The 11,266-nt window shown below is 69.0% G+C and carries 8 protein-coding genes; 1 reads left to right on the forward strand and 7 read right to left on the reverse strand.

Going from position 1 to position 11,266, the window contains the following annotated elements; translation table 11 throughout:
* Positions 1-98: 98 nt before the first annotated feature.
* The 4 genes from MKL20_RS31970 to MKL20_RS31985 all read right to left on the reverse strand — a co-directional run bounded on the left by MKL20_RS31970 (position 99) and on the right by MKL20_RS31985 (position 7,001).
* Entirely contained in the window at positions 99-1,796 is a 1,698-nt protein-coding gene (locus MKL20_RS31970) for a methyl-accepting chemotaxis protein (RefSeq protein ID WP_244040054.1), read from the reverse strand.
* A gap of 481 nt (positions 1,797-2,277) precedes the next feature.
* Positions 2,278-2,964, reverse strand: coding sequence for a metal ABC transporter permease (locus MKL20_RS31975; protein WP_244040055.1), 687 nt, complete (start codon positions 2,962-2,964; stop codon positions 2,278-2,280).
* Positions 2,965-3,140: 176 nt separating this feature from the next.
* Positions 3,141-5,840 carry an aconitate hydratase AcnA gene (gene acnA, locus MKL20_RS31980; RefSeq protein WP_243963141.1) on the reverse strand — a complete coding sequence of 900 codons (2,700 nt, stop codon included), beginning with the start codon at positions 5,838-5,840 and terminating at the stop codon, positions 3,141-3,143.
* A gap of 336 nt (positions 5,841-6,176) precedes the next feature.
* Positions 6,177-7,001 carry a CDC27 family protein gene (locus tag MKL20_RS31985; protein ID WP_244040056.1) on the reverse strand — a complete coding sequence of 275 codons (825 nt, stop codon included), beginning with the start codon at positions 6,999-7,001 and terminating at the stop codon, positions 6,177-6,179.
* Between the two features lie 129 nt (positions 7,002-7,130).
* On the opposite strand from MKL20_RS31985, the gene MKL20_RS31990 reads away from it, so the two are divergent.
* Positions 7,131-8,528 (forward strand): leucyl aminopeptidase family protein, encoded by a 1,398-nt coding sequence (locus MKL20_RS31990; protein ID WP_244040057.1) that lies wholly within the window; start codon positions 7,131-7,133, stop codon positions 8,526-8,528.
* 9 nt (positions 8,529-8,537) lie between these two features.
* Here the strand turns inward: MKL20_RS31990 and chrA are convergent, their stop codons facing one another.
* The 3 genes from chrA to MKL20_RS33100 form a co-directional block, all read right to left on the reverse strand.
* Positions 8,538-9,899, reverse strand: coding sequence for a chromate efflux transporter (gene chrA, locus MKL20_RS31995; protein ID WP_244040058.1), 1,362 nt, complete (start codon positions 9,897-9,899; stop codon positions 8,538-8,540).
* Positions 9,896-11,068 (reverse strand): M20 aminoacylase family protein, encoded by a 1,173-nt coding sequence (locus MKL20_RS32000; protein ID WP_244040059.1) that lies wholly within the window; start codon positions 11,066-11,068, stop codon positions 9,896-9,898. The genes chrA and MKL20_RS32000 overlap by 4 nt, the downstream gene beginning before the upstream one ends.
* Before the next feature lie 64 nt (positions 11,069-11,132).
* Positions 11,133-11,261, reverse strand: a complete 129-nt coding sequence (locus tag MKL20_RS33100; RefSeq protein WP_279595110.1) for a hypothetical protein — start codon at positions 11,259-11,261, stop codon at positions 11,133-11,135.
* Positions 11,262-11,266 lie beyond the last annotated feature (5 nt).

Below are 11,266 nucleotides of genomic sequence, written 5' to 3' on the forward strand. Positions count from 1 at the left end.
CCCCGAGTCTTCGCAGGGCTCTGCCCTGGACCCGCAAAAGGTCGAAGACCTTTTGAAACCTTGGTCTTTTGCGCGTCTATCGGAGCGGCACCATGTCCTCAGGCGGCCCGGATGCCGTTGAGGAAGCGGGCGACCTCGGCGTTCAGGCGCCCGGACTGATCCGAGAGCACGGCCGCCGCGCCCAGCACCTGGGTCGCGGCCGCTCCGGTCTTCTCCGACGCTTCCGCGACCCCGACGATGTTGCTGGTGACCTCGCCGGTGCCAGAGGCCGCCTGCGCGACGTTGCGGACGATCTCCTGGGTCGCCGCGCCTTGCTCCTCCACCGCCGCGGCGATGCTGGCGGTGACGCCGTCGATCTCGCCGATCCGGCTGGTGATGCCGCCGATGGCCGCCACGGCGTTCTCGGTCACCGCCCGGATCGCGCCGATCTGGCCGGTGATCTCGTCCGTGACCTTGGCGGTCTGGCTGGCCAGCTCCTTCACCTCGCTGGCGACGACGGCGAAGCCGCGCCCCGCCTCGCCGGCCCGGGCCGCCTCAATGGTCGCGTTGAGCGCCAGCAGGTTGGTCTGGCTGGCGATGTTGGCGATCAGCCCGACCATCTCGCCGATCTTCACCGAAGTCTGGTTCAGGGCCTGGACGAGTTGGGTCGTCTCACCGGCTTCCCGGGCCGCAATCCGGGTCAGATCGGCCGATCCGGTAACCTGACGGCCGATCTCCTGGACCGAGCTGCCGAGTTCCTCCGCGGCCGCCGCAACGGTCTGGACGTTGCCGGCAGCTTCCTCGGCCGCCGCCGCGACGGTGGCGGCCTGCATCGCCGCGAGACTTGCGGTGTCGGTCATGCTTTGGGCGGCGGTCTGCAGCTCGGTGGCCGAGTTCGACACGGCACCGACGATGCCGCCCATGGTCCGCTCGAAGCTCTCGGCCAGTTCGGCCCGGGCACGCCTGCGCTCGGCCGAAGCCTCCGCTTCAACGCGGCGCCGGATCTCGGCCTGCTCGGCTGCCTTCTCGGCGACCATCCGCTTGATTCCCTCGACCGCACGCCCGACCGCGCCGATCTCGTCGCCGCGGGCGGCCTCGGCGATGTCGCTGTCGATTTCCCCGCGCCCCATCCGTTCGAGCGTCCGGACCAGCCTCTTGAGGGGCGCCGTAACGCCGAGGATGACCACCACGACGCCCGCCGCGATGGCGACGACGAGGCCGATCGAGGCTGCTGCCACCAGCGTGAGGGTGGCGCGCGAGGCCGATTGCTCGGACGCATCGCGCTCGCTCTGGAGTTCGGTCGTCAGGACTTCGACCCGAGCTTGCGCCAGCTCCCACAGCTTCGCACGCAGCGGATTGCCATCGCCCAGCAGGATGTCGCGCGCGAGTTCGCTGTCGCCCTGCTCCGCGCTGGCGATGACCCGGTCGATGACCGCACCGAGCGCCGTCAAAGTCTGGCGCAGCGCTTCGTTCGCCGCGCGCCGCTCGGCCGTATCGGTGAGCTTCCCCAGCTCATCGATGACGTTGAAGGCGTGAGCCTTGGCCTGCTTGATGCGGGTCTCGTACCCCGCCATCTGGGATTCCCGCGTCTCGAGGACGAGGTTCCGCGCCTGGACGGAGATTTCGCTGCCATCGATTTGGAGGCCAAGGATCAGCGCGAGGCGCTTGGCCTGCACATCGACGATCTGCCGAGTCTGTCCTGATTGCGCAATCAGGCTCGAGCGGGCGTAGATGAGCAATCCTCCAGCCGCGAAGGCTATAATGACAAGCGGGAGTATAAATTTTACAAGAATTTTTGCGTCGCGCAAGAATTTCATCGCGCCGGTCCCGCGTCTTCGAGGCTAGATACCCGATACTCTAGCACAGTCGCGAAAATATCAACGCCTGAGATCAGCCGGATTACGCTGCTCACAAACCGAACATGATATGACCGATTATATAACCCGCCAGCTTTTCGTATTGTATATCAATATTGAACGAAACAGTATTTTATGTATTTTGTCTCAAATTGTAGCTGTATTGATCCATCTTAATCCTGATCACTACATGCGAGACAGGTTGCTGATGTACGGCCTTTGCTCACGGTTGTGAAAAGCCCGCTCCCTGCCCGTTCACGGCATCCGACCGTGCCGGTGATTTGTGCACGCGCTTGCGGCATTCGCGGACGCCAAGCGCCGCCGCCCAAACGCTGCAGGTTCAGCCATCATCTCCGAACCTGCAAATCGCCCGAGCTTCGATGATGGACCCGCGCGCCGCAGCCAGCCCGGCCGACCGCGGCGCGCGAAGACTCCAAAACCATCACATCGGCGGGGTGAGGCCGTCCTTGCCGACCGCCACGAGCTTGCCCTCGGCCTTGGCGCCATCCTTGGCGACGACCGCGAAAACCTTGGAGCCGGGGGCCAAGATGGCCTTGTCGGCCGGCTCGAAGGCGACGATCGGCGCCGAGGACGGCACCACGATCTCCTTGGACCCGTCCTTGCCGTAGCTCACCGTCAGGGTGCGCTCGCCGCCCGACGCCGCCTTGTCGGCCTTCACGGTGCCGTTGGTCATCGCGCTCTTCACCTTCGGCGCGTTGGCCGTCTCGGCCTTCACGGTGCCGTTGGTCATGGCGCTCTTCACCTTGGAGCCGGCGCCGCCGGTCTGGTCGGTGATCGAGTCCCAGCCGTAATGGCCTTCGCCGGTGCCGCGCATCGACTCGGGGAACAGCACGACTTCGAGGGCCGTCATCGGGTTCTCACCCTTGGTGGCGGTGCCGATGAAGACGCCGTCCTTGATGGCGTCGAGGCTCGACGGGACGACCCAGGCGAACTTGGCGCCGCCGACATCGACGGTCTCGGACTTGCCGTCGTCGGTCTTGATCGTGAGCGTGCTGCCCTCGGCCTTGTCGATGGTGCCGCGGACGCGCTCGACCTGGGCGGCGAAGGCCGTGCTCGACAGCAGGGCGGTCAGGCCGGCAGCGACGAGGGTTTTTTGGAGGTGCTTCATGGGATCCCATCCTGGCTTCGGGAGCCGGGTTATGGGGTTCCGAAAGGCGAAAACAAGATTGCGCGCAAGACAACAATCGTAAGATGCGCAGCCCGGCGCGCATGAAAAAGGCGGCGCCGGAGCGGCGCCGCCTCGTAACGGTTCAGGCGACCCTACGGAGTCCGCCTGACCGAGGGTCAGGCCGCGAGGGAGCGCAGCACGTACGGCAGGATGCCGCCATTGCGAAAATATTCCAGCTCGTCGAGCGTATCGATCCGGCAGGTGAGCGGCACCTCCTTCTTCGATCCGTCCGCCGAGGTGATCTCCGCGACCAGGGTCTGGCGCGGCTTCAGCTCGCCCGACAGGCCCTTGATGGTGACGGTCTCGTCGCCCTTGAGGCCCAGGGAGGCCCAGGAGGTCTCGCCCTGGAACACCAGCGGGACGATGCCCATGCCGACGAGGTTCGAGCGGTGGATGCGCTCGAAGCTCTCGGCGACCACGGCGCGGATGCCGAGCAGCTTCGTGCCCTTGGCCGCCCAGTCGCGCGACGAGCCGGTGCCGTACTCCTTGCCGGCGAAGACGACGAGCGGCGTGCCGCTCTCGGCGTATTTCTGCGCTGCGTCGTAGATGAACATCTTCTCGCCGGTGGGCTGGAACAGCGTCCAGCCACCCTCGACCACATTGCCGGACGGGTCCCGGACCATCTGGTTCTTGATGCGGATGTTGGCGAAGGTGCCCCGCATCATCACCTCGTGGTTGCCGCGCCGCGTGCCGTACTGGTTGAAGTCCTGCACGCGGACCTGGTGCGCCTGCAGGTACTCGCCGGCCGGCGAGGCCGCCCGGATGTTGCCCGCGGGCGAGATGTGGTCGGTGGTGATCGAGTCGAGGAAGAGCCCGAGGATGCGGGCGTTCTCGATGTCCTCCACGGGCTTGGGCGTCTTCTCCATGCCGACGAAGTACGGGGGGTTCTGGACGTAGGTGGAGCCGGGGTTCCACGCGAAGGTCTCGGCCTCGGTGACCTCAACGTCCTTCCAGTTCTGGTCGCCGCCGAACACGTCGGCGTAGCGGCGCTTGAACAGTTCCGAGGTGATGTTCTCCTCGATGAACTGCTGGACCTCCGCCGAGGACGGCCAGATGTCCCGGAGGTAGACCGGCTTGCCGTCGGAGCCCTGGCCCAGCGGCTCGGTGGTGATGTCGATCTGCATCGAGCCGGCCAGCGCGTAGGCCACCACCAGCGGCGGCGAGGCGAGGTAGTTCGCCCGCACGTCGGGGTTCACGCGGCCCTCGAAGTTGCGGTTGCCCGAGAGCACCGCAGCGGCCACGACGTCGTTGTCATTGATCGCCTTGGAGATCGCCTCCGGCAGCGGGCCGGAATTGCCGATGCAGGTGGTGCAGCCGAAGCCGACCAGGTTGAAGCCCAGCGCGTCGAGGGGCTCCTGCAGGCCGGATTTTTCCAGGTATTCACCGACGACCTGCGAGCCGGGGGCGAGCGAAGTCTTCACCCACGGCTTCGAGCGCAGGCCCTTGGCGACGGCGTTGCGGGCGAGCAGGCCCGCGCCGATCATCACCGACGGGTTCGACGTGTTGGTGCAGCTGGTGATCGCCGCAATCACCACGTCACCGTGGCCGATGTCGAAGTTCGTGCCCTCGACCGGATAGCGGCTGGCGAGGTCGGCGGCCTTCTTGAACTCGGTCTCCATCGAGGTCGCGAAGCCGGGCTTGGCGGCGTCGAGCAGGACGCGGTCCTGCGGGCGCTTCGGGCCGGCCAGCGAGGGCCGGACCTCACCCATGTCGAGCTGCAGCGTGTCGGTGAAGACCGGGTCGGGCGTCTTGGCGTCGCGCCACATGCCCTGCGCCTTGGCGTAGGCCTCCACCAGGGCGATCCGGTCGTCGGAGCGGCCGGTGACCTTCAGGAAGTCGATGGTCTTCTGGTCGATCGGGAAGAAGCCGCAGGTGGCGCCGTATTCCGGGGCCATGTTGGAGATCGTGGCCCGGTCGGCGACCGCCATGTCGTCGAGGCCGGGGCCGTAGAATTCCACGAACTTGCCGACCACGCCCTTCTTGCGCAGCATCTGGGTAACGGTGAGCACCAAGTCGGTGGCGGTGGTGCCCTCGGGCAGCTTGCCCGACAGCTTGAAGCCCACGACCTCGGGGATCAGCATCGAGAGCGGCTGGCCGAGCATGGCCGCCTCGGCCTCGATGCCGCCGACGCCCCAGCCCAGAACCGCCATGCCGTTGACCATGGTGGTGTGCGAATCGGTGCCGACCAGCGAATCGGGATAGGCGATCTCGGCCCCGTCCTCGGACTTCGTCCAGACGGTCTGGGCCAGATATTCCAGGTTCACCTGGTGGCAGATGCCGGTGCCGGGCGGAACCACGGAGAAGTTGTCGAAGGCCGACTGGCCCCACTTCAGGAAGGTGTAGCGCTCGCCGTTGCGCGAGTATTCCAGGGCGACGTTGTCGGCGAGCGCCTTCGGGGTGCCGAACTCGTCGACGATCACCGAGTGGTCGATGACGAGATCGACCGGCACCAGCGGGTTGATCTTCTGCGGGTCGCCGCCGAGGGCCACCATGGCGTCGCGCATGGCCGCCAGATCGACCACGGCCGGAACGCCGGTGAAGTCCTGCATCAGCACGCGGGCGGGCCGGAAGGCGATCTCGACCTCGGCCTTGCCCTTCTCGGCGAGCCAGCCGACCGTCGCCGCGATGTCGGCTTTCCGGACGGAGCGGTCGTCCTCGAAGCGCAGCAGGTTCTCGAGGATGACCTTCATGGAGAAGGGCAGCGCGGTGGCGGAGGCGAGGCCGTTCTTCTCGGCCTCGGGGATCGAGTAGTAGGTGTAGGTCTTGCCGCCGGCTTCGAGCGTCTGGCGGGCCTTGAAGCTGTCGAGTGATGGCACGGCTGGTTCTATCCTCGCTGCGGGTTGTCGAACACGCGCAGGCAAGACCTGCGCTAGGAAGTCTGTGTTCGGCCTGTGTAGCGCCCGACGGGCGCGCGCCGCCCCGGGAGTGCCCGGGCAGGAGACGATGCGCGGGGGCGATTTGGACGCCCGTGGAGCCGCGCGGCGCAGCCAGGACTCGATATAGAACTTTTCGAATCTGGCCGCTACCGGGTTGCGATGACAGCCGCGCGGCCCTGTCGGGCCTGCGCGCATGTGCCCACGCCACGGCCGATCCCGGGACGCGGAGCGATCCCGGGGGCCTTTGCGACCTGCTCAGGTGCGGCTTGGGGTCCGTCAGCCCTGCTGCGGCGCGCCGGACAGCGTCTTGAAGCGATTCGGTTGGGCGGCGAGCTTGCGCAGGGACGCCACGTTGGCCGCGGCCTCCTCGGGTCCCATGTCGCGGCGCAGAACCGTCTCGGCATCGGCGAAGCGGCCCTTGAGACCGAGCACAAGGGCGAGGTTGGCCCGGACGCGGGCATCGGCGCCGGGCTGGTCGGCGGCGAGACGCAGGGTCTGCTCGGCCTGATCGAGATTGCGCGACAGCGCGTAGGACAGGCCGAGATTGGACAGCAGCGAGGGCTCGTTCGGCCGGATCTTGAGCGCGGCCTCGTAGAAGCTCTGGGCCCGGGCCTGCTCACCGAGCTGCGCGGAGGCCGAGCCCTGCGCCGACAGGATGCGCCAGTCGGGCGAGGCCGGGGAATGGGCGTTGGCGAGCACGTCGATCGCCTCGCGGTAGCGGCCGGCCTCGACCAGCGACTTGCCGTAGGCGCCGAGGATGAACGTGTCGCGTGGGTTGCGCAGGGCCGCCTGCTGCAGCACCGCGGAGGCCTGGGCCGCCTGATCGTTCGACCGGAGAGCGCGGGCGTAGGCAACCGCCGTCCGCCCGTCGCCGGGATTGGCGTTGAAGCGCTCGGCCAGAGCGTCGAGGTCTTGCCGTGAAGGCGTCTCTTGGCGTGAAGCCGTCTGGCGCGCGCCGACTTCACCGATCGAGCCGGTGGTCTCCGGGGAGCGGGTGTTGCAGCCGGCAAGACCCAGCGCCACGAGGACCGCGGCGGCGAGGCCGGCGCGGCGGCGGGTGGAAGCCGGGGTCGTGGTGACCCGGATCGGGGCCGTCTTCATGATACGCTCCGCCGGCACTGGCCGGGCGGGCTCTGGCTCGCGCTTCACGCTCCCGGCCGGCCGGTGATAGAGCGTTAACCCTAACCACCGGTTAAGCCGCTGCCGGCCCGACCGTCGCACGAGAGGCACATGACCCAGGCCGACACTTCCGCGACGCCCGCCCTGCTGCCCGGCGACACGCCCTCCGTGCCGGTCACCCTCGTCACGACGGCGTCCTGGCCCGAGGCCGAAGCCGCCCTGGAACCGGCGCACAGGAGCTTTGCGCATGCCATCGGCTTCAAGCCGAAGGCCGGGAGTCTCGCGCTGCTGCCGGGACCGGACGGAAGCCTCGCCCGGGTGCTGTTCGGCCTCGGTGATCCCGAGGCGCCGACCTACGACCGGCTGATCGCCGGCAAGCTGCCGGGCCTGCTGCCGGAGGGCGCGTTTCGCCTGGAGAATGCCCCCGAACCCGCCGAGGCCGCCCTGGCCTGGCTGATGGGCAGCTACCGCTTCGGTCGCTACCGGTCCACCGGCGGGACGAAAGCCCGACTGGCGGCGCCGGCCGGGATCGACGCTGCGGAGGTCGAGCGGGTCGCCGGTGCGGTGGCGCTCGGCCGCGACCTGATCAACACCCCGGCCAACGACCTCGGCCCGGCCGAGATCGAGGCTGCCGCCCGGGCCCTGGCCGAGCGCTACGACGCGGCCATCGACGTCACGCAGGGCGAGGAACTGGCCCAGGAATTTCCCCTGATCCACGCGGTCGGCGCCGCCTCGACGCGGGCGCCGCGGCTGATCGATCTGACCTGGGGCCCGGAGGACGCGCCGAAGGTGACCCTGGTGGGCAAGGGCGTCGCCTTCGACACGGGCGGGCTCGACATCAAGCCATCCTCCGCGATGCTGCTGATGAAGAAGGATATGGGCGGCGCCGCGGTGGCGCTGGCCGCCGCCGACATGATCATGGGCGCCGGCCTCAAGATCCGCTTGCGGATGCTGATCCCGGCGGTGGAGAACGCGATCTCGGGCAATGCCTTCCGCCCCAGCGACGTGCTGTCCAGCCGGGCCGGGCTCAGCGTCGAGATCGGCAATACCGACGCCGAAGGCCGGCTGATCCTGGCCGACGCGCTGACCCTCGCCGACGCGGAGGGACCCGAGCTGATCCTCGACTTCTCGACGCTGACCGGGGCTGCGCGCGTGGCCCTGGGGCCGGACCTGCCGGCGTTCTTCACCGAGGACGAGACCCTGGCGGCCGCCGTCGCGGAGGCGGGGCGGACGGCGATCGATCCGATCTGGCGGATGCCGCTCCACGCGCCCTACGCGAGCCTGCTCGATTCCAAGGTGGCCGACCTCAACAACGTCTCCGGCGGCCCGTTCGCCGGGGCGATCACCGCGGCCCTGTTCCTGCACCGCTTCGCGCCGAAGACGCGGGCGCACGGCCATTTCGACCTCTACGGCTGGAACCCCTCGACCAAGCCCGGTCGGCCCGAGGGCGGCGAGGTCCAGACCGCGCGGCTGACCTACGCGCTGCTCAAGGCCCGCTACGGGACCTGACCTGCCGGGTCAGGCCAGGCCCGTCAGCCGCAGCACCATCCCGGCCCCGGCGCAGAGCGCCAGGGTGGGCAGCGCTCCAAGCCGGAGCCGGAAGACAGCCAGGATCGCCAGCAGCGTCAGCCCCAGGGCCGCGGGGTCGAGGCTGCCGAGCACCGGCAGGTCCAGGCGCAGCGGCCCGAGCGGCACCGTCCGGACCTCGCGGAACAAGGTCCGCAGCCCGAACCAGACCGCGAGGTTGAGGATCACACCCGCCACCGCGGCGGTGATCGCCGAGAGTGCGCCGGCGAGCAGACGGCTGCCGCGCAGGCGACCGATCAGCGGCGCCCCTGCAAAGATCCAGAGGAAGCAGGGTGCGAAGGTCACCCAGGTGGTGAGCAGTCCGGCCAGCGTCCCGGCGAGCAGCGGTGGCAGGGTGCCGGGCGCCCGGTAGCCGGCCAGGAAGCCGACGAACTGGAGCACCATGATCAGCGGGCCGGGGGTGGTCTCGGCTAGTCCGAGCCCATCGAGCATCTCCCCGGGCCGCAGCCAGCCGTAATGCTCCACCGCCTGCTGCGCGACATAGGCCAAGGCCGCGTAGGCGCCCCCGAAGGTCACCACCGCCATCTTGGCGAAGAACACAGCCACCTGCCCGAAGACCGGCGGCGGCCCGGGCAACACCAGCAGAGCGACCACCGGCAACAGCCAGATCGCCAGCCAGAGCGCGCCGATGCGCAGAGAATCCGCCGGGCCCGCGTGCTCCCGCGGCAGCATGGCTTCCCCGATCAGGAACCCGGCCTCGTCATCCGCGGCCTCCGCGGGAGTCGGGGCCGGTGCGGGTCTCCGCCCCAGCACGAGGCCGAGGATGCCCGCCGCGACCACGACCAGCGGGAACGGCACCGCGAGGGCGAAGATGGCCACGAAGGCGGCACCCGCGATGAGCCGGTCCGCCCGGCCGCGCAACGCCCGGCCGCCCAAGCGCCAGAGCGCGTGCAGCACGATGGCGAGCACCGCCGCCTTGAGCCCGAAGAACAGGCCCTCGACCCAGTCGACCGCGCCGTAAAGCACGTAGAGCCAGCTCAGGCCCATCAGGGCCAACAGGCCCGGCAGCACGAACAGCCCACCCGCGACCAGCCCACCGGCGGGTCCGTGCATCAGCCAGCCGATATAGGTCGCGAGCTGCTGCGCCTCCGGCCCCGGCAACAGCGTGCAGAAGCCGAGCCCGTGTAGGAAACGCCGCTCGGAGATCCAGCGCCGCTCCTCCACCAGGAGGCGGTGCATCACGGCGATCTGGCCGGCCGGACCGCCAAACGACAGGGCCGCCACCCGCAGCCAGACCGGGACGGCCTGCCGGAGGGTCGGGAGCGGGACGCCGGGGGCGTCCGCCGCCGTCACGCCGTCCGGGGCAGCGCCGTCTCGATCAGGCGCGCCCACAGCGACGCCCCGTAAGGCGCCGCGGCGTCGTTGAAATCGTAATGCGGGTGGTGGAGCGAGGCACTGTCGCCGTTACCGATGAACATGTAGGCGCCGGGGCGGCGACCGAGCATGTAGGAGAAGTCCTCCGCCGTCATCATCGGCGCCACCGTGCGGTCGACATTCTCGGCCCCGACCAGGGACTCGGCCACGCCGGCCATGAAATCCGTCTCGGCCGGATGGTTCTCGGTCACCGGATAGCTCGAGCCGTACTCGACCACGCCGGTGGCGCCGAAGGCACCCGCGATCTCCGCCACCAGGGTCTCGATCCGCGCCTTGATCTGGCTGCGCACCGCCTGGGACAGGGTGCGCAGGGTGCCGCGCATGGTCACGCTCTGCGGCAGCACGTTGAACGCCTCGCCGGCATCCAGCGCACAGACCGAAACCACGGCCGAGGCCAGCGGATCGAGGTTGCGCGACACGATGCTCTGCAGGGCGATGATCACGTGGCTCGCCACCAACACGCTGTCGACGGCGTTCTGCGGCAGGGCCGCGTGGCCGCCCCGCCCCTCGATGGTGAGGGTGAAGCGGTCGGTCGACGCCATGATCGGGCCCGGCCGGATCGCGAAGGTGCCAACCGCCATGCCGGGGATGTTGTGCATGCCGTAGACCGATTCGATCCCGAACCGCTCCATCAGGCCGTCCTCGACCATCGCCTCGCCGCCGCCACCGCCCTCCTCGGCGGGCTGGAAGATCAGCACCGCGGCGCCGTCGAAATCTCGGGTCTCGGCGAGGTACTTGGCGGCCCCGAGCAGCATCGTGGTGTGCCCGTCATGCCCGCAGGCGTGCATCTTGCCCGGCACGGTGGAGCGGTAGGGCAGATCGCGCACCTCCTGGATCGGCAGCGCGTCCATGTCGGCGCGCAAGCCGATGGCGCGGTTCGAGCTCCGGCCGTTGCCGCGGATCACCCCCACCACGCCGGTGCGGCCGATGCCGGTCTCCACCGCGTCGCAGCCGAAGGCCCGGAGCTGGTCGGCCACGAACCCCGCCGTGCGCTCCACGTCGTAGAGCAATTCGGGATGGGCGTGCAGATCGTGCCGCCACGCATTCATCGTGTCGGCGAAGTCGCGGATCCGTTCGAGGACGGGCATGGGTCCGGGCTTTCGTGGCCTTCAGGTCTGAGCCCGACCAGCAAAGCCGGGGCCAGACATGGCGTCAACGGCCACGCTTGTCGCGCGGGACATCAAATCGGTCGGTCTTCCCGGTCAGCCACAGCATCCCAACCCCAAGGGCGAGCCCCGCGAGCGGCACGGCAAGGAGGCTGGCGAATTGAACCGTCGTCATGAATC

Source organism: Methylobacterium sp. E-066 (assembly GCF_022829635.1).
In the GTDB taxonomy this organism is placed as follows: Bacteria; Pseudomonadota; Alphaproteobacteria; order Rhizobiales; family Beijerinckiaceae; genus Methylobacterium.